At 64.9% G+C, this 18,842-nt stretch carries 18 protein-coding genes; 10 read left to right on the top strand and 8 right to left on the bottom strand.

Going from position 1 to position 18,842, the window contains the following annotated elements; translation table 11 throughout:
- Positions 1-134 precede the first annotated feature (134 nt).
- Positions 135-1,031, top strand: a complete 897-nt coding sequence (locus QU44_RS12365; RefSeq protein ID WP_033922578.1) for an aldose 1-epimerase family protein — start codon at positions 135-137, stop codon at positions 1,029-1,031.
- 110 nt (positions 1,032-1,141) lie between these two features.
- Positions 1,142-2,710, top strand: a complete 1,569-nt coding sequence (locus QU44_RS12360) for a peptide chain release factor 3 (protein WP_033922586.1) — start codon at positions 1,142-1,144, stop codon at positions 2,708-2,710.
- A 105-nt stretch (positions 2,711-2,815) separates the two neighbouring features.
- Here the strand turns inward: QU44_RS12360 and QU44_RS12355 are convergent, their stop codons facing one another.
- Positions 2,816-3,343: a YceD family protein gene (locus QU44_RS12355; RefSeq protein ID WP_033922577.1), complete on the bottom strand. Its 528-nt coding sequence runs from the start codon at positions 3,341-3,343 to the stop codon at positions 2,816-2,818.
- Complete coding sequence (locus QU44_RS12350) at positions 3,340-3,852, bottom strand: ubiquinol-cytochrome C chaperone family protein (protein ID WP_033922576.1); 513 nt, start codon at positions 3,850-3,852, stop codon at positions 3,340-3,342. The genes QU44_RS12355 and QU44_RS12350 overlap by 4 nt, the downstream gene beginning before the upstream one ends.
- A 140-nt stretch (positions 3,853-3,992) precedes the next feature.
- On the opposite strand from QU44_RS12350, the gene QU44_RS12345 reads away from it, so the two are divergent.
- From QU44_RS12345 to QU44_RS18700, 4 genes are all read left to right on the top strand, one after another.
- Positions 3,993-4,463: an outer membrane protein assembly factor BamE gene (locus tag QU44_RS12345; RefSeq protein ID WP_081988020.1), complete on the top strand. Its 471-nt coding sequence runs from the start codon at positions 3,993-3,995 to the stop codon at positions 4,461-4,463.
- 121 nt (positions 4,464-4,584) lie between these two features.
- Positions 4,585-5,100 carry an RcnB family protein gene (locus QU44_RS12340; RefSeq protein WP_033922584.1) on the top strand — a complete coding sequence of 172 codons (516 nt, stop codon included), beginning with the start codon at positions 4,585-4,587 and terminating at the stop codon, positions 5,098-5,100.
- A gap of 169 nt (positions 5,101-5,269) precedes the next feature.
- Positions 5,270-6,646 carry a glycosyl transferase family protein gene (locus QU44_RS12335; RefSeq protein WP_052134790.1) on the top strand — a complete coding sequence of 459 codons (1,377 nt, stop codon included), beginning with the start codon at positions 5,270-5,272 and terminating at the stop codon, positions 6,644-6,646.
- On the top strand, positions 6,643-7,635 hold the full coding sequence (locus QU44_RS18700) for a hypothetical protein (protein WP_231621732.1): 993 nt from the start codon (positions 6,643-6,645) through the stop codon (positions 7,633-7,635). Before QU44_RS12335 ends, QU44_RS18700 begins: the two co-directional genes overlap by 4 nt.
- On the opposite strand, the gene QU44_RS12325 is transcribed toward QU44_RS18700, so the two are convergent.
- Positions 7,632-9,461, bottom strand: a complete 1,830-nt coding sequence (locus tag QU44_RS12325) for a DUF885 domain-containing protein (protein ID WP_033922574.1) — start codon at positions 9,459-9,461, stop codon at positions 7,632-7,634. The genes QU44_RS18700 and QU44_RS12325 overlap by 4 nt on opposite strands.
- 108 nt (positions 9,462-9,569) lie before the next feature.
- Complete coding sequence (locus tag QU44_RS12320; protein WP_033922572.1) at positions 9,570-10,565, bottom strand: ligase-associated DNA damage response exonuclease; 996 nt, start codon at positions 10,563-10,565, stop codon at positions 9,570-9,572.
- Positions 10,566-10,647: 82 nt separating this feature from the next.
- Between QU44_RS12320 and QU44_RS12315 the strand changes: the two genes are divergently transcribed.
- From QU44_RS12315 to pdeM, 4 genes are all read left to right on the top strand, one after another.
- Positions 10,648-10,836 carry a hypothetical protein gene (locus QU44_RS12315; protein WP_156141146.1) on the top strand — a complete coding sequence of 63 codons (189 nt, stop codon included), beginning with the start codon at positions 10,648-10,650 and terminating at the stop codon, positions 10,834-10,836.
- A 79-nt stretch (positions 10,837-10,915) separates the two neighbouring features.
- Complete coding sequence (locus tag QU44_RS12310) at positions 10,916-13,333, top strand: ligase-associated DNA damage response DEXH box helicase (RefSeq protein ID WP_081988019.1); 2,418 nt, start codon at positions 10,916-10,918, stop codon at positions 13,331-13,333.
- Positions 13,334-13,368: 35 nt separating this feature from the next.
- A complete protein-coding gene (locus QU44_RS12305) occupies positions 13,369-14,355 on the top strand; it encodes a retroviral-like aspartic protease family protein (protein WP_033922569.1) in 987 nt (328 codons plus the stop codon).
- 41 nt (positions 14,356-14,396) lie between these two features.
- Entirely contained in the window at positions 14,397-15,059 is a 663-nt protein-coding gene (gene pdeM, locus QU44_RS12300; RefSeq protein ID WP_033922568.1) for a ligase-associated DNA damage response endonuclease PdeM, read from the top strand.
- Positions 15,060-15,080: 21 nt separating this feature from the next.
- On the opposite strand, the gene QU44_RS12295 is transcribed toward pdeM, so the two are convergent.
- The 4 genes from QU44_RS12295 to QU44_RS12280 form a co-directional block, all read right to left on the bottom strand.
- Positions 15,081-16,556, bottom strand: a complete 1,476-nt coding sequence (locus QU44_RS12295; RefSeq protein WP_331377471.1) for a S41 family peptidase — start codon at positions 16,554-16,556, stop codon at positions 15,081-15,083.
- Positions 16,557-16,677: 121 nt separating this feature from the next.
- Positions 16,678-17,268, bottom strand: a complete 591-nt coding sequence (locus QU44_RS12290) for an NADPH-dependent FMN reductase (RefSeq protein WP_033922567.1) — start codon at positions 17,266-17,268, stop codon at positions 16,678-16,680.
- A 408-nt stretch (positions 17,269-17,676) separates the two neighbouring features.
- Positions 17,677-18,240 (bottom strand): hypothetical protein, encoded by a 564-nt coding sequence (locus tag QU44_RS12285; protein ID WP_033922565.1) that lies wholly within the window; start codon positions 18,238-18,240, stop codon positions 17,677-17,679.
- A gap of 2 nt (positions 18,241-18,242) precedes the next feature.
- A partial coding sequence (locus QU44_RS12280; protein ID WP_331377470.1) for a hypothetical protein occupies positions 18,243-18,842 on the bottom strand: 600 nt, incomplete at its 5' end.

The raw sequence follows: 18,842 nt of genomic DNA, 5'->3' as shown, positions 1-18,842 counted from the left end.
GAGCCGCAGGCTCGCGCGGTCGCGAGTGCGACCGCGCCACCCTCACCCAGCTCCGACTAGGCCCGCGTGAAGAACGCGGACCAAGTCTGCGCAACCCTCTCCCGCCAGCGGGAGAGGGAGGATAGGATCTCCCGATGTTTACAATCGCCACCGATCATCTCTCCGCCGTCATAAACCCGCTGGGTGCCGAATTAACCCACCTGCGCGACCCTGCCGGTCGCGAGTTGATGACCGATGCCGACCCCGCCTTCTGGACCGGCCATGCGCCGATCCTGTTCCCGATCGTCGGCGCGCTGAACGGCGGCACCTACCGCCTCGGCGACCAGCAATATGCGCTGCCGCAGCACGGCCTCGCCCGAAAACTGCCGTTCGAACTGGTCGCCCAAGACGCTGCCAGCGTCACGCTGCGCCTCACCGACAGCGATGCCACCCGCCCAGCCTATCCCTTCGCCTTCGCGCTCGACGTCACCCATGCGATCACCGGCGCGACGCTGACGACGACGGTGGCGGTCACCAATTGCGGTGAGGGCGACATGCCCGCCAGCATCGGCTTCCACCCCGCTTTCGCCTGGCCTTTGCCCTATGGCCAAGCCCGCGCCGATCACCGGATCGTCTTCGAGCGCGACGAGCCCGCCAGGCTCAGCCGGATCATGGCCGGTGGCCTGATCGGCCCCGCCGATCGCGACGCGCCGATCGAAGCGCGGACGCTGGCGCTGCATGACGATCTGTTCGCGGTCGATGCGCTGGTGTGGGAGACGATCGAAAGCCAGTCGGTTCGCTACGGTGCCGCGAAAGGCCCGCAACTGCGGATCGACTTTCCCGGCACCCCGATGCTGGGCATCTGGAGCAAGCCCGGCGCGGCGTTTGTCTGTGTCGAGCCGTGGCATGGCATCGCCGATCCGCAAGGCTTTACCGGCGAAATCTGGGACAAGCCCGGCATGATGCGGCTTGCCCCCGGCGAGACGCGGGCGGTGGCGATGGCGGTGACGCTGGAGGCGCAGCCACTTTCCACCACCGTCATTCCCGCGTAGGCGGGAATCCAGTCACCACGTCATTGATAGAGCCGAACCACCAGCGTCTCTGGATTCCCGCTTTCGCGGGAATGACGGTGGTAGGTGCAGCCAGGACCAGCACAATCAGCATGACCCCTCAAGACCGCCGTACCTTCGCGATCATCTCGCATCCCGATGCGGGCAAGACCACGCTCACCGAAAAGCTGTTGCTGTTCGGCGGCGCGATCCATCTTGCCGGTGAGGTCAAGGCGCGCGGCCAGGCGCGGCGCGCGCGATCGGACTGGATGAAGATCGAGCAGCAGCGCGGCATTTCGGTCACCTCGTCGGTGATGACCTTCGAGCGGCAGGGGATCACCTTCAACCTGCTCGACACGCCGGGGCATGAGGATTTCAGCGAGGATACGTATCGCACGCTGACCGCGGTCGATTCGGCGGTGATGGTGATCGACGCCGCCAAGGGCATCGAGCCGCAGACGCGCAAATTGTTCGAAGTCTGCCGGCTGCGCAGCGTGCCGATCATCACCTTCGTCAACAAGGTCGATCGCGAGGGCCGCCCGCCGTTCGAATTGCTCGACGAAGTCGCCGACATGCTCCAGCTCGACGTGTGCCCGATGACCTGGCCGGTGGGGATGGGCGGCCAGTTCGAGGGGATTTTCGATCTGGTCGACAATCGCCTGTTGTTGCCGGAAGGCGACAGCCGCGAGTTTCAGGGCAAGGTCGAGCAATATCGCGGGCTCGACGACCCCGATCTGGCCAACACGCTCAGCCCCGAGGGCGTCGATCGGCTGCGCGAGGAGGCCGAGCTGGCAGTCGCGGGCTATGCCGATTTCGATGGCGACCGCTATCGCGCGGGTGATCTGACGCCGGTCTATTTCGGATCGGCGCTCAAGGAATTCGGCGTTGATTCGCTGATCGACGCGATCGCGCGCCATGCGCCCAGTCCGCGCCCGCAGCCAGCCGAACCCGCGCCGGTGCAACCCTCGGACAGCGAAGTCACCGGCTTCATCTTCAAGGTCCAGGCCAATATGGACCCCAATCACCGCGACCGGATCGCGTTCATGCGGCTGTGTTCGGGGGTGTTCAAGCGCGGCATGAAGCTGACGCCCAGCGGTCATGGCAAGCCGATCGCGATCCATTCGCCGATCCTGTTCTTCGCGCGTGAGCGCGAACTGGCCGACGAGGCTTATCCGGGCGACATCATCGGCATCCCCAACCACGGCGTGCTGCGGGTGGGCGATACGCTGAGCGAAAAGCCGGGGGTGCGCTTCACCGGCCTGCCCAATTTCGCGCCCGAAATCCTGCGCCGCGTTCAGCTCAAGGATTTCACCAAGACCAAGCAGCTGCGCAAGGCGCTCGACGACATGGCCGAAGAGGGGGTGACGCAGGTTTTCTATCCCGAGATCGGATCGAACTGGATCATCGGCGTGGTGGGCCAGCTTCAGCTCGAAGTGCTGCTCAGCCGGCTCGATGCCGAATATAAGGTGGCGGCGGGGCTTGAGCCCGCACCGTTCGACACCGCGCGCTGGGTATCGGCAGCCGATCCCGCAGAGCTCAAGACCTTTATGGAGCTTAACCGGACGTCGATGGCGAAGGATCGCGACGACAATCCGGTGTTCCTGGCGAAATCGGCATGGGAGGTGAACTATATCGCCGAACGATATCCCGCGGTGAATTTCGCCGCGACCCGCGAACGATAGGGGATGCACTCCAATCCGTCATTCCCGCGAAGGCGAGAATCCATATGCCGAAGTGGTGCGTATGGATTCCCCCGCCGCAGGAATGACGCGGGAAGAGTCCCCGCCTCAGCCCTTCTTCAGCAGGTCGGCGAGGCCCGACAGGCCAGTGACCGGGCGGAGCTCCTCCTCCCGCAGCACGCCTGCTTCGCGCAGCGCGGCTTCGGCGGCGGGGCTGCGCGGGAACGGATCGAGCGCCAGCGCCAGCGTCTCGGCGGCGGCTTCGCCAAGGTCGACCGCGCCGCCCGAATAGAACACGGTGTCGCAATCATCGGCGTCGAGTTCGACTTCGTCGGGGGTGTCGGCATCGGGGGTGGGGAGGAAGCGGATCGTGAAACTTTCGGCGATCGACGCAGGCACCGGGGCGGCGCTGGCGATGCACGACTGGACGACAGCACCCGCCAGCGTGCCGGTGGCGACGATCACCCCGGCGGCATCGCGGCGAAGCGCATAATCGGCGACGAGCCGGTCGATCGCCTGCAGATCGAACCGGCTGGCAAGCGCCGCGCGTTCGGTGTCGCTTGCTTCGATATGGATACGACTTTCGCCGGTGCCGATCTGGTCGAGCCGGTGCGGGCGCGAGAATTCGGGGGTCATGGCAGCCGCCCTGCGCGCAGCGTGTCGATCGAGGAACCGATCAGCGCGGCGCGGAACGCCGTCAGCGATTCGGCGGTATGCGCCAGCGCGGCAGGCGCTGGTTCCTCGCCGCGATACAGGTTGCGGATGAGCGCGGCGTCGATCGATCCCGCCGCCAGCCCATCGCGATACGCGCCCAGCCGCCCGCCGAGCATCCCCATCATCTTGCCGATATGTTTGCCCACGGTAATGTCGCCGATGCCCAACTGGCGAAGCTGGCCGTCCATATCGTCGATGAAACATTCGGCGAGCGAGGCGCTGAGCTGGCCCGCCGCCTGTTGCTCTTCCTCCATCCGCAGCAGCACCATCGCCATGATAGCGGCGACCATGTCGAAGCGCCCGTCGACGCTGTCGGGCACGCCGCCCGTGATATACCAATGCTCGGCGCGCGCGCGCACGACCACTTGTTCGTATAGGGTCGCGGCTTCGCGCGGTTCGGTACGACCGAAAAGTCGGTTGAGCAGGCCCATCGGCTGGTTTTTCCATGTTCGGCGCGCGGCCTTGTTTGACCGGGCTCTCCGGCATATTGAGGGCAATGCCCGCCGATGCAATCCATTGGCGCAGTATCCGCTTGCTTGCGTTTCAGGAGCCACGTCGAATGTTGCCCGCCATGTCGCCGACCGGCACCCGTATATTGCTTCCATTGCTGTTGATCGGCGCGGCTTTGTCGGCCTGTGTGCCGCTGCGTAGCCATCAGGGCTATGTGATCGATCCCGATCTGGTGAACTCGGTGCAGCCCGGCGTCGACAATCGCGAATCCGTGCTCAAGACACTGGGCCAGCCGACGCTGACCGGGCAATTCGACAAGGGCGAGTGGTATTATATCTCGCGCGACAGCCGCAACCTGGCCTTCAACAACCCCAATCCTGCCAAGCAGACCACGCTTCGCATCCGCTTTGATGACGCGGGCAATGTGACCAGCATCGACCGGATGGGCGTTGAGCAGGTCGCATCGGTCGATCCGACCAAGAAAAAGACGCCGACGCTGGGTCGCGACAAGAGCTTTTTCCAGGAATTGTTCGGCAATATCGGCACCGTCGGCGCGCCAGGTGCGGGCGGTGGGCCTGGCGGCCCGAACTGATTCAGCTTTCATTTCGCTGACCAATGCGTTCGCGCATCGTTCAGCGCGACTCCTGCAAAACATCTTCATCGGGGACGGTTCGCTGAACCGCCCGCCGACGAAGATCGAAGGAGGTTGGCAGATGCGTAAGTGTATATTGGCCGCATTGATGGCAGCCGTCGCCATGCCGGCGATCGCTATCCCGGCAGCCGCCCAGTCACAGCGCGAAGTGCGCGAGAGCCGCCGCGATCTGCGCGAAGAACGCGGCGAACTGCGCCAGGCCCAGCGCTATGGCGACGGTCGCGATATCCAGCGCGAGCGCCGCGATGTCCGGCAGGCCCGGCAGGAAGTCCGCGAGGACGTTCGCGATCGTAACCGCGCGTATGGCCGCAACGATTGGCGTGCCTATCGCAACACGCACCGCAACCTGTACGCTGGCGGCAATTGGCGTGCGCCGTTCCGCTACAACCAGTTTCGCCCCGGCGTTCGGATCGCGCCAGCTTATTACGGCCAGCGTTACTTAATCAACGATCCGTGGCGCTATCGCCTGCCCCCCGTGCGCGGCAACCAGCGCTGGGTGCGGCACTATAACGACGTGGTCCTGGTCGATCAGCGCCGCGGCATCGTGGTCGATGTGATCCGGGGCTTCTACTTCTAACCTAGCCCGGAAGCGGCAATGGCTGCCCCGGTCGGTCTCGTGCCGACCGGGGTAAAGTTGCACTGAATTGAAGCAGATACCGTTTCGTTCCGCTTGCGTCCCAACATTGCCGGTCGGATGGTTAACGCCATTGGCATGGGAATGGCGCAGCGATGGCGAACGGGCGGTGATGACGAGTGCGCTTGAGGCGGCGACGCATGAAGCTATGCTTTTCGCGGCAATAGGTATTGCGATCGGTGGGTTCGACGATCTGCTGGTTGATATATTATATATTATTCGCGTGCTGGCTATCCGGTTGCGCGGCGATGTGCTGCTTCATTTGGACAAGCTCCAAGCGCCACCCACTTTTATTGCGATATTCGTGGCAGCCTGGGACGAAGCCGATGTGATCGGCGGCATGGTGCGGACCGCGCTCGCCCGGTTGGGGCATGGCGATTACTGCCTCTATGTCGGCACCTATCCCAATGACCGTGCGACGATCGATGCGGTGCGCGCCGCTGCCGGGGACGATGCGCGGGTTCGACTGGTGATCGGCGACCTGCCGGGACCGACGACCAAGGCGCATTGCCTGAACGTCGTGTGGCAGGCGCTGTTGCAAGACGAGGAGCGCCAGGGCCGCCGGTTTGACGCGATCGTGCTGCACGATGCCGAAGACGTCGTGCATTCCGGCGAGTTGCGGGTCTACGCGCATTTCCTGGATCGCGCCGACATCGTGCAGATCCCGGTATCGCCGCTGGTCGATCGGACGTCGCGCTTTGTGTCGGGCCATTATCTTGATGAGTTCACTGAACTCCATGCCAAACAGGCGCTGGTGCGTCAGGCATTGGGGGCGGCGATGCCGCTGGCTGGGGTCGGTTGTGCGATCGCGCGCTCGATGATGGCCAAAGTGGCCGATTTGCGCGGCGGTCTGCCGTTCGATGCTACTAGTTTGGTCGAGGATTATGAGCTTGGATTGACGGTCGCCAGCCTGCGCGGCCGTGCGGTGTTCGCGCGTGTGGCGGAGCGACCGGGCGGCCCGCCGGTGGCGGTGCATGCCTATTTTCCAGCCAAGCTGGATGCGGCGGTTCGACAAAAGGCGCGCTGGATGACTGGCATTGCGCTGGCAGGGTGGGATCGCATCGGGTGGGGCCGGCGGTTTGACATGGGCGATCATTGGATGCGGATGCGCGATCGACGCACGCTGATTGCATGGCTGTTGCTGCTATCGGCCTATTTTGCGCTGGTGGGCTGGTCGCTCGGGGCGGTGCTGCACTGGTGGTCGGGCAGCCAGCCTGAACCGCTAACCCCGGCGATGCAGTGGTTGTTGGGCGTCAATCTGGCGCTGTTGGCGTGGCGCGCGGTGGTGCGCATGGCCTTTGTCGGTGTTGCCTATGGCCGGGTCGAGGCGCTGTTATCGGTGCCGCGCATGGTCGTCGGCAATTTCATCGCGCTGCTTGCGGCGCGGCGGGCACTTTTCCGCTATATCGGCCTGCTGCGCGGCCAGACACTGACCTGGGACAAGACGCGGCATCATTTTCCCGATCTGGTGGAAAGCGGCGCGGGGTGAGTGGCGCTGGTCGACCGCTTCGTTTTGTCGGCTATGTCCTGGGGGGATGGGTGCTGCTGCGGGTGTCGTTGCTGATGCCTGAAGCGGCCGAACTGACGGTGCCGTCTTTGACTGCGCAGGCTGCGTCGGTGGCGGTCCCTGCGGCGGGCAGCGTGGACTACGCTAAGCCGGTAACACCGGCACTGGTCCGGCATGGTCCATCGCGCGGGCTGTTTTCGAGTGCGCCGGGAGCATTGTTCGTATCTGCCGATCGCGCTGCTGCATCGGCGTTGCCTTCGATCAGTATATCGCCTGTCGGAGCCACTGTCGCAGCAGCGCAGGACAGTTGGTCGCCATCGCCGCGCCGGTCGATCGTCCCGGCCGCTAGTGGTGCCGCGCGTTTCAGTGGGGCCGCATGGCTGGTTGCGCGCGATGGCGGGCGGACCTTGTCCGATGCCGGGCAGCTTGGCGGATCGCAGGCGGGGGTGCGGCTGCGCTACGCACTGGGCGAGGCGCGCACCTTGGCCGCGACGGTGCGGGTTTCGACGCCGTTGCGGGGAAGCGGCAGCGAGGCTGCTTTGGGGTTTGAGTGGCGTCCAGCCAGCGCCAATGTCGCGATGATCGCCGAGCAGCGTTTCGGCATCGACGGGACTGCCGACGGGCAAGCAGTGTTCGTGGTGGGCGGGATAGGGCCTACTTCGCTCGCGGCGGGGCTGATCGTCGAGGGCTATGGCCAGGCGGGCGCGGTGGCGCGTGGCGGGACGATCGAGGGGTTCGCCGATGGCGCGCTGCGGCTGACCCGCCCGATCCTGCCGGGCGTCACCGTGGGCGCAGGCGCATGGGGCGGCGCGCAGCGTGATGCCCAGCGGCTCGACCTCGGACCGACCGCGACCATTGCGCTGCCCGTGGCGGGGCAATCGTTGCGGCTATCGGTCGATTGGCGGCAGCGCCTGGCGGGCAAGGCCGCGCCGGGATCGGGCCTCGCCGTGACGCTGGGGACCGATTTCTAGCCGCGCTTGGCAGCGATATAGCGGTCGACCTGCTCCTCGAGCACATTGAGCGGCATCGCGCCATTGCCCAGGATCACCTCATGGAAATCGCGGATGTCGAAGCGGTTGCCCAGCGTCTTCTCCGATCGCGCGCGCAGCTCGGCGATCTTGAGCTGGCCGATCATGTAGCTGGTCGCCTGGCCCGGATTGTTGATGTACCGCTCGACCTCCTTGACGATGTCGCGCTGCGCCAGCGATGAATTTTCCTGAAAATAGGCGATCGCCTGTTCGCGCGACCAGCGCTTCGAATGCATCCCGGTATCGGTGACCAGCCGGATCGCGCGCCACATCTGGAGCGAGAGCATGCCGAACTCGTCATAGGGATCGCTATACGCGCCCATCTCCTTGGCCAGCCGCTCGGTATAGAGTCCCCAGCCTTCGGCGTATGCGCTGTACCCGCCGAGCCGGCGGAATTTGGGCATGTCGGGCAGTTCCTGCTGCCGGGCGATCTGGAAATGATGGCCGGGCGCGCCTTCGTGCACCGCGATTCCTGCGGTCTGCACCTTTTGCACCTGGCCCATATCGGCGAGGTTGACGTAGAAGATGCCCGGCCGCGAGCCATCGGGGGCGGGGCGGTCGTAGAATGCGACCGGCGCGGTATCCTGCCGCCATGCCTCGACCGCGCGCACTTCGAGCGCCGCCTTGGGCAGGGTGCGGAAATAGCGCGGGGCGGCGGCCATCATCGATGCGATCACCGCGCGCGCGTCGGTCAGATACACCTCGCGACCCGCAGCCGAATTTTCATATTTGAAGCGCGGATTGCTGCGAACATCCTCGAAAAATTCGCCGAGCGTGCCCTGGAAGCCGACGCGGTCTTTCACCGCCTCCATCTCGGCACGAATGCGCGCGACCTGCGCGAGGCCAAGCTGGTGGATCGCGTCGGCGCTCATGGCGGTGGTAGTGTTCTGCGCGAGGCGCGCGGCGTAATAGGCTTCGCCATCGGGCAGGCTCCACGCGCCGTCATTGCCCTTGGCTTGCGGCTCGATCTCGTCGAGCGCGGCGAACAGCGTGACGAAGCCGGTCTTGAACGGGCCGGTGAGCGCGGCGCTGGCATCGGCGACCAGCTTTGCCTTGGTCGCGGCGGGCGCATCGAGCGCGGCTACCTTCTTTCTGAAATCCGCGAGCAAGGTGCTGTCTTCGCCCGCGGTGAAGGGCGCGCCGGTGATGACTTTCTGCGCGTCGGCGCGCGCGGGTGCGAACACCATCTTGGGCGGGATGATCCCCTTAGCAGCCTGCATGCGCATGTGCGCGGCGACTTCGCGCATCACGCGATCGGTCTCGGCGATGCGCGCGATATAGGCCTGAGCATCCGCGACGCTGGCGATTTTGTGCTGGTTGATCAGGAAGACCGGGATTGAGCCTGCCGGGCTGCCATTGGTCGAGACGGGGAAGCTATAGTCGCGAAAGGCGTATTGGCGGCGCTGGTTTTCGACCTGGGTTTCGAACAGCCGGTAGCTGAGCCGCCCACTTTCGCTCAATGCATCGGGGCGGAACTGGCGGCGCATTTCGGCGAGTGTCGCCTCGGCCATCGCCATCCGGCGTTCGCCTTCGGCCGAGGTATAGTCGTCGAGCTTGTCGTAATCGGTCTTGCTGCCAAAGCTGGTTAGCGTTTCGGGGCTGAGCGCGACCGCCTCGTCGAACGCCTTGTCGAGAAAGGCGAGCAGCCGCGCATCCTCGGCATTGGCACCGGGCGCAGCGGTGGGCTGGGAGGCGATGGTCTGCGGCGGCGTGGTCGCGGCGCAGGCGGGGACGAACAGCATCAACGGCAGCAACAGGCGATGCGACATGGACAGCCCTTGATTGGCGGGCGATCGGCCCGAGGAAACGCGAAGGCTAACCTGCTGGGAAGGCTGCGGCAATGCGTTTCTCCCCTCCCTTCCCGGGAGATATGGAGTTCAGTCGTCCTCGTCTTCGAAGCCCAGCAGGTCGAGTGCGCGCGCCTTGATCTGGCGCTGGGCGCACCAATGGACCAGCGCGTCTTCGCGGCCATGCGTGACCCAGACTTCGCGCGGGGCGATTTCCAGGATGGTCGTGGTCAACTCGTCCCAATCGGCATGGTCCGACAGGATGATCGGCAGCTCGACCTGCCGCTGGCGGGCGCGCTGGCGCACGCGCATCCAGCCCGATGCCATCGCGGTGATCGGATCGGGCAGCCGCCGCGACCAGCGATCGTTGAGCGCCGATGGCGGTGCCATCACGATCCGCCCGGCAAGCTCGGCCTTTGGCACGCCGGCGGCGGGGCGCAGCTCGCCCAGATCGACGCCGTGCGCGACATACAGGTCGCACAGGCGTTGCAGCGCGCCGTGCAGATAGATCGGATCGGTGAACCCCAGCACGCGCAATTCGCGGATCACCCGCTGCGCCTTGCCCAGCGCATAGGCCCCGACCAGCACGCAGCGATCGGGTTCGGCGCGCAACGCAGCGAGCAATTTGTTCATCTCGTCATGCGTGTGCGGATGGCGGAAAACCGGCAGGCCAAAGGTCGCCTCGGTGATGAAGACGTCGCATTTGACCGGCTCGAACGCCGCGCACGTTGGGTCCTCGCGGCGCTTATAGTCACCCGATACCACTACGCGCTCACCCGCATGGTCGAGCACGATCTGCGCCGATCCCAGCACATGGCCGGCAGGCACGAACGAAATATCGACCTCGCCCAGCCGCAGCTTCTGGCCATAGGCGACGGGGTGCCCCGCCTGCTGCCCATAGCGCACGTCCATGATCGCCAGCGTCTCGGGCGTCGCCCATACCGCGCCATGCCCGCCGCGCGCGTGATCGGCATGGCCATGCGTCACCAGCGCGCGCGGTTTGGACTGCGAGGGATCGACCCAGGCATCGGCGGCGGGGATATAGATGCCCTCCGGCTTGGGTTCGATCCATCGGCCTGGGCTCATGCCTGCAATGTGGTGGCGATGGCGCAGCATGCAATTGGATCGAAAGCGTTTTGGCCTCGTTGGGCAGGCAAAGGAGATTTGCATGTCGTTCGATCTGAACACCCTATGGGGTGCGCTGACCATTATTGGTCCGATCATCCTGGTGATCGCGATCGTCTGGGCGATGCGAAACAATCGCGGCAGCGCCAGTGAAGTGCAAGCGACCGAGGATGCGACGCGCCGCAATTATGATGAGCAGGACAAGGCCGACAAGGCTGCCGGCGGGCATTGAGCGCACCGGCGAAAGCCCGTGACCCCGGCTTGCGGTTTCGGGGTTGCCCGGCTGGCATGGATGCCGGATCAAGCCGCACATGACGAATATCGCGGCGTTGCCCGCCCAACTGACCGACTGGTTCGCGGCGCGTGGCTGGCAACCGCGCCGGCATCAGATGGATATGCTGGGCGCGGCGCGGGCGGGGCGTCACGCGCTGCTGATCGCCGCGACGGGGGCAGGCAAGACGCTGTCGGGGTTCTTGCCGACGCTGACCGAGTTGATCGAGCAGCCGCATGAGGGCATCCACACCCTGTATATCTCACCGCTCAAGGCGCTGGCGATCGACGTCCAGCGCAATTTACTCACCCCGATTGCCGAGATGGGGCTGTCGATCACGGTCGAGGCGCGCACCGGGGATACGCCGTCCGACCGCAAGGCGCGGCAGCGAGCCAAGCCGCCCAACATTCTGCTGACCACCCCCGAATCGCTCAGCCTGTTGCTGAGCTATCCCGACAGTTTCACGATGTTCGCCGGGATACGCTGTGTGGTGGTCGATGAAGTCCACGCCTTTGCCACCGGCAAGCGCGGCGACCTGTTGTCGCTGGGGATGGCACGGCTGCAGGCGATTGCGCCGGCGATGCGCCGGGTCGCGCTGTCGGCGACCGTCGCCGATGCCGATGGCTATCGCGCCTGGCTGGCACCCGATGGCGATATCGACACCGTCGAACTGGTGCAGGGCGAGGCGGGGGCCGATCCCGATATCGCCATCCTGCTGCCACAGGGGCGGGTGCCGTGGTCGGGCCATTCGGGGCGCTATGCCGCGCCGCAGGTGATGGCGGCGATCGCGCAGCATCGCACCACGATCGTGTTCAGCAATACGCGCGGGCTCGCCGAGCTGATCTTTCAGGATTTGTGGAAGGTCAACGACGCCAATCTGCCGATGGGGGTGCATCACGGCAGCCTGTCGCGTGAGGCGCGGCGCAAGGTCGAATCGGCGATGGCAGACGGACGGCTGCGCGCGCTGGTCGCCACCGCCAGCCTGGACCTGGGCGTCGATTGGGGCGATGTCGATTGCGTGATCCAGATGGGCGCGCCCAAGGGATCGTCGCGGCTGCTCCAGCGGATCGGCCGCGCCAACCACCGGCTGGACGAGCCGTCGAAGGCGATACTGGTTCCCGGCAACCGCTTCGAATATCTTGAAGCGCGCGCCGCGCTCGACGCGGTGCATGCCGGCGAGCTTGATCCCGATATCTTCCGCCCCGGCGCGCTCGACGTGCTGGCGCAGCATTTGATGGCGTGCGCGTGCGCCGCGCCGTTCGATGCTGCGGTCATGCTGCACGAAGTGCGCGGGGCGTTGCCTTATTCGGCGCTGACCGACGAGTTGTTTGAGCGTGTGCTGCAATTCATCGCCGATGGTGGCTATGCGCTGAAGGCCTATGACCGGTTCAAGCGGCTGGCGCTGGGGCCGGACGGGTTGTGGCGGGTGGCGCATCCGCGCTTCGTGACTCAGCATCGGCTGAATGCGGGGATCATCGTCGATGCCGCGACGCTCGAAGTGCGCTTCCGCAATGGGCGCAAGCTGGGGACGGTCGAGGAGTATTTCGCCTCTACCTTGTCGCCGGGCGATACGTTTTTCTTCGCCGGCATGAGCCTGGAGGTCGAGAAGATCGACCAGCTTGATCTGGTGGTGCGCGCAACCTCGCGGCCCGCGCGGATCCCGAGCTATGTCGGCGCGCGGCTGCCGCTATCGACCAATTTGGCGCACCGCGTTCGCACCTATCTCCACGATCGCAGTGCCTGGCACGACTTTCCGCCGGATGTGCGCGAATGGCTGGAGATGCAGGGTAACCGATCGGTGTTGCCCAAGCCGGGCGAGCTGCTGGTCGAAACCTTCCCGCGCGACGGGCGGCACTACATGGTGATGTACAGCTTCGAAGGCTGGAACGCGCACCAGTCGCTGGGGATGCTGGTGACGCGGCGGATGGAGCAATTGGGGCTGAAGCCGATCGGCTTTGTGTCGAACGATTATGCGCTGGCCTGTTATGGGCTGGAGCCGATTACCGATCCTGCGGCGTTGTTCTCGCCCGACATCCTCGAGCATGAATTTGTCGAATGGGTGCAGGGATCGGCGCTGTTGAAACGGGCATTTCGCGAAGTCGCGGTGATCGGCGGGCTGGTCGAGCGGCAGATCCCGGGCAAGAAGAAAACCGGCAAGCAGGTGACCTTTTCGACCGACCTGATCTATGACGTGCTGCGCAAATACGAGCCTGGGCATTTGTTGTTGCAGGCGGCGTGGGAGGATGCGCGGGCGCGGATGACCGATGTCGGGCGGCTCGCCAGCCTGCTCGACCGGGCGGCGGCGACGATGCTGCATGTCGTGCTCGACCGCGTGAGCCCGTTGGCGGTACCGGTGCTGGTGCTGATCGGTCGTGAGAGCGTGGGCCAGGGCAGCGCCGACGACGCGCTGCTCGAAGAGGCCGAGGTGCTGGCGGCAGAGGCGATGCGCGCCGATTGATCTCGATTGTTACGGGGGCGGGACCTGCCTATGTTATGACGATGTTGCAGCTTGCCGCCATCATGGCTTTGGCGTTGATCGCCACCCCCGCAGCGGGGCAGACACATTCGCTGCCGGTCATGCCCGAATCGGTCGTTCCCGATGCTGGCAATTCGGCGAATGATGCGCTCGCCGACATCCTCGCCTTCACCGATCATGACGAGCGGATGAGCGTGCCGGTGCGGTTGAACGGCAGCGGCCCCTATCGCTTCATCATCGATACCGGCGCCGAGCGGACGGTGATCGCGCATCAATTGGCGGGCGTGCTTGGCCTGGCTGTCGGCCCGACGGTCAACATTGCGGCGATGGCGGGAAGCAGCCCGGCGGCGACGGCGGTGATCCCGTCGCTCGAGATTGACGCGGTGCCGCGCGGCGTACCGATCGAAGCACCTGCGCTGGACCGGGCGCATCTGGGGGCCGACGGCCTGGTCGGGCTCGATACGCTCGCGGGCAATGCGGTGCAGATCGATTTCCAGACCAATGAAATGCAGGTGAAGCGTTCGCTTCGCCGTCGGCGGGCAGCGGCAGCGGGTGAGATCGTCATTCGCGCCAAGACGCTTGCGGGGCGACTGATCATGTCCGATGCTTTTTACGGCGACAAGCGGATTGCGGTCATTCTCGATACCGGCACCAGCGTGAGTGTCGGCAACGCCAAGCTGCTCGAACTCATCCGCCGGCGCAGCTTACCAATGTCACCGGCGCAGCTTACCGATGTTACTGGCGGTGTGGTTTTGGCTGAGCAATTGCAGGTCCCGCATGTGACCGTCGGCGGGGTCGAGTTGCAAAATCTGCCGATCGCCTTTGCCGATGTCGCACCGTTCCGCCGCCTGGGGCTGGAGGACCGGCCGGCATTGTTCCTGGGCATGGATGCGATGCGCCTGTTCTGGAAGGTGCAGATTGATTTCGCCAATCGCGAGGTGCGGTTCCTGCTGCCGCGCAAAACCGTTCGTACCGCTTTGTTCAATTCGCAGCGGACGCCGTGAAGCGGTTGCGCCGGCGAATGGCAGGCGGCATAGCCCGGCGCATGGTTCCCTTTTCGTTCGCTGGGCATGATTTTGCCGCCTTGGCCGATGGTGCGCTGTTCTGGCCCGCGCGCCGCGCGATGCTGGTCGCTGATCTGCATTTCGAAAAGGCGAGCTGGTTCGCCTCGCACGGGCAGATGCTGCCGCCCTATGATTCGATGGCGACGCTCGATCGGTTGCAGGCGGCGGTGGCGCAATGTGATCCGCGCGAGGTGTGGTGCCTGGGCGATAGCTTCCACGATGCAGCCGGCTGCGATCGCCTGCCGGTGGCGGTGCAGGACGGGCTACGCGCGCTGGTCGGCGGGCGGCGCTGGGTGTGGATCACCGGCAACCACGATGCCGGCATGGTCGATCGCTGCGGCGGCGAGGTGCTGGCCGATGCGGTGGTCGATGGCGTGGTGCTTCGCCACGAGGCTGACGCAAGTGAGGCGCGTCCCGAAATGTCGGGGCATTTCCATCCGAAACTGCGCGTTACGGTGCGGGGCCGAAACATCGCCCGGCGCTGTTTCGTCGCGACGCCGACCAAATTGATCCTGCCCGCGTTCGGCGCGCTGACCGGTGGATTGGATGCAGCGCACCCCGAAATCATCCGTGCGGTCGGGCCGGGCGCACAGGCGCTGGTGCCGCTGCCCAACCGCATGTTGCGTTTCGCGCTGGCTGCCTGAGCTGCCGGGCGCGAAGCCGCATCAGAATGCCCCGGGCACTTCGCGCTGCACCGGGGTTGGGCGTGCCGGAACGAGCAATTCCTGTTGCGGTGCCAAGGATTGGCCGCCGGCCATGCCCGCTGTGCGCGATGTCGCAGCGACTGATGCCTGAGCGCCGGCGATGGGCGTGCAGCTGCGCCCGGCAAGGAAATCGAGTGCCCGTGCCGTCGACTGCTCACGCGGGTCGCCCATCGGGAAATTCAAATCGTCCTCGGCACGGCAGCTTGCGCGCACGGTAGAGGCAAGGCCGTTATAATAATCGCCCTGATTGTCGGCATTCACTCCTGCAAACGCGACCACCCGCAGCCGGTCGTCGCATTCGGGGCGATCGAGACCGATCTGCCCGACCGGCTTGCCAAAAGTGTTGCTGCCGATCAGCGCCACCCGGTTTTGCAAATAAGGAATGAAGGCGTTGATCACGAGTTCGCTTGCCGATGCGGATCCGTCGGTGCCGATGAAAGCAATCCGCATTGGCGCAACGCTTTCGGGCTGGGGCGCAAAAAATTTGGTGTAATTTTCAGCCGATTTCTCAGGGCGGAAGCGGAAGCTATTGAAGGCCTGGCTCGAAGTGCGGTCGCGTCCCATCAGGTCACCGAGCAGCTCTGCCGTTGAGAGCAGGCCGCCACCATTATAGCGGAAATCGACAATGAGGTTGGTGATGCCCTCGGCACGGAACTGGGCAAAGGCGGTGCGCAGTTGCGGATCCGCCGAACGAATGAAGGTGCGAAGGTTCAAATACCCCACGCGCTGACCGCCATTGTCGAGCATGCGCACACCGTAACGCGATGACACCGGCGAAAGATTGAAATCGGTCTTGGTCACCGAAACGTCCCGCTGGACGCCATCGACGCCGCGCACGCGCAGTACGCGCGCCGTTCCCGGCGTGTCGGGACCGAATGCATTTACCAGCGCTTCGTTGCCGCCGGAGTTGACGATGTCCTGAATGCCGCGAACATTCGCGATCGTCGTTCCGATGCCGACGATCTGTGCGCCCCGGTCGATCCCGGCGGCAAGCGCCGGAGCATCTTCAAACGATTCGCTCACCACCAACTGGTTCATCGAATTCACCGCCAGGCGGAAGCCAAAGCCCGCCGTTGCACCTGAATTGTTGAAGGCGTTTTCATCGGCGATCGAGGTGACATAGGTGAAGAACCTGTCGCGGTTCAGCGCGCGCGCATTTGCGGTCAGGCCATCGATATAATCGTCGAGGTTGGAAAACCCGGTCGGATTAAGCGCGGTCGGCAGCGTTTCGGGGAACAGATACCATTCGCGCATTTGCGCCAGCACCCAGCTCTGGCGCGATGCCAGCGAGCAGGTGGCCGCTGGCGGCGGGGTGGGATTCGGTGCAGGGACTGGCGTTGGGGCGGGGGTGCTGCCGGAGGGGGAACTCGAAACTGAACCCGATCCGCCACCACCACAAGCGGCAAGCAGCATTGCCGTCGCTATGATGGTCGTCAACGAACGACGCTGTACCGAACTCTTACGCATGACTGACACCCCCGATGAATGATCGGAACATGTCAGTGCCGGATGCGGCGGGCAAGCGCGAAAATGCCGCCCAGCGACTGTGTTAACTGCTTCAATACGGCGGATTATGCCGTTCGCGCTGGGCTAGGGCCGCTTCGGTCCACCATCGCAGGTCGTCGGCGAAACGCGGAAAGGCTTTGACCAGCGCTTGGCCGCCCTCGCCGGTTGGTTGGCTGTCGGCGTCGAGCGCATGGCCGATACCGCCGACGGTGAGGGTGCTCGACACCACAACCATGCCCATTTCGGAAAGCGTCGCGTGCCAGGCCGAATTGGCGCGGGCACCGCCAAGGCGACCGGCCGAATAGCTTGCGATCGCCGCTGGCCGCCAGAACCACTCCTCGAGGAAATGGTCGGTCAGGTTCTTCAGCCCGGGCTGCATCCCCCAATTATACTCACCGGCAACGAATACGAAGCCATCAGCGGTGCGGATTTGCTCGGCCAGCTTCGCCATGTTCGCGGGTGCTTCGCCCTTGGGATATTCCTTGAACATGCGATCGAGTATCGGCAGCCCGATCGCCTGTGCGTCGATCAATTCGGCGTCGTCGCCGCGCGCCGCCAGCGCCTGCACCAGATAGCGGGCCAAGCGGATGCCCTGCCGGTCGCTTCGGTACGAACCGTAAAAGACGAGAATGCCGTGTGCCATCGCGATTGCTTTCGGTTGCCATCGCGCCCGCGACGGGAGGGTTCAGTGGATGCCGAAAATGAAAGAGGCTGCCGAGTCCGATCTACGGACCCGACAGCCTCGAACATGGTCAGCGGCCGGAAGTTCCAGCGTGGGAGACCATGCGAGCCGCGAGCTTGCGGTCAGGAAGGCGTTGGATGGGACAATAGCGCCCCCGCCCTCGGCTGCCACAGCTTAGCGGCGCGTCTCCCGAACGAACTGAACCGACCCCTTTGCTGAACCATGAGACATCGGATCACCTCCTTTCGCTAGTTGAAAAAATGGTCGTGCCCCTCGGCACGACTGCGGTTTTGAATCATCCGACGGTGTAGAACAAGTCTTGTAATGCATGTCGTTTTGGACGATTCTCTTCGCCCTACTGATCGGCCTTCAATCCGGGCGGCGGCAGTTCTCGATCACCGTGCGAAGCGCCGCCGCCATCGGCATGGCCAAGGTCCGCTGGCGATCGATTCGCACGCCGAACCGGTCATCACCGGCGAGCAATGCGCCGAAAAACATGTCATCCGCGCTAAGGCTGCCGGCCACCATGCGCGGCGGGCCTGGATCAATGCTTGCCGTCATCGTCGCCGATGCGTTGGCCGTTACGATTTGCAGGCGATCGGCATCACCCCGACGATCGCTGCGCGCCATCCGCACGCGACGAGCCTGGGCATCACAGGACAGGATGAAATAAGGGTTGCCGCCTGGCGGGCCGAACACCGCATTGCCGTCCTGCATAGACCAACTGCCAAGCGCGGTTCCGACATGGTCGAGTTCGGGCGTAGCAATCCGGGTCGTGTCGGGCGATACGGGCGGTGGCGGTGCGGTCGCGATCTGCGGTGTGTCGTCGGCAGCGGGCTGGGCAGGCTTGGGAGCGGCATTCGGCTCAGTATTACACCCGGCCAGCGCGATCATCGCCGCCAGTGCCCAGTAAAGTCGCCTTGTCTGCCGCATCGTCACCCGCGGCAATCTTCGGCGACGCGCAGGAACTCTGCCCAGGTCGGCACGACCAGCACCGCCATCGGACGTTGTTCGACGACAAACCGACCGCGGCTGAATCCGATCGCGTCGATCAACGGGTCACGCGGCTGGAGGCGCACCGCCATTGCGCTTCCGGTTGCTTGCGTCGCCACTGCGCGCGTGGTGGTGTTGGTGCGGATCGTCATCGCGGCCCCGGCAGGCGCGGCTCCGCGCCGCGACAAGATCAGCACATTGCCGCCAAGGTCGCACTGCAACGTCAATTCGGGCTCGGCCCCCGGTTGCCCGAAACGTGCAATCGATCCGCCCGCCAGGCGTGCATAAGCCCAAGTCCCAGGCGTCAGCGGCCAATCGCGCCAATCGCTGCTGGCAGGTGCGGGTGCCGGCGCGGGCGTCGGTGTGGATGCCGGGGGCGGCGGTGGTGCCTTTGGCTCGGGGCGAGCGGGCGCGACGCATCCGGCTAGGAGCGCAATCGGGGCGAACAAGGCAAGGATACGCTGCATGCCCAGCCTTATGGGCGAGGCGGCCGATCGCCTCAACCACTTCATCATTAACAGGCTGCTGAAAAATCCCACGGT

It is taken from the genome of Sphingomonas sp. 37zxx (assembly GCF_000786205.1).
Classification (GTDB): domain Bacteria; phylum Pseudomonadota; class Alphaproteobacteria; order Sphingomonadales; family Sphingomonadaceae; genus Sphingomonas.
This window is presented reverse-complemented; position numbering and strand designations above follow the sequence as displayed.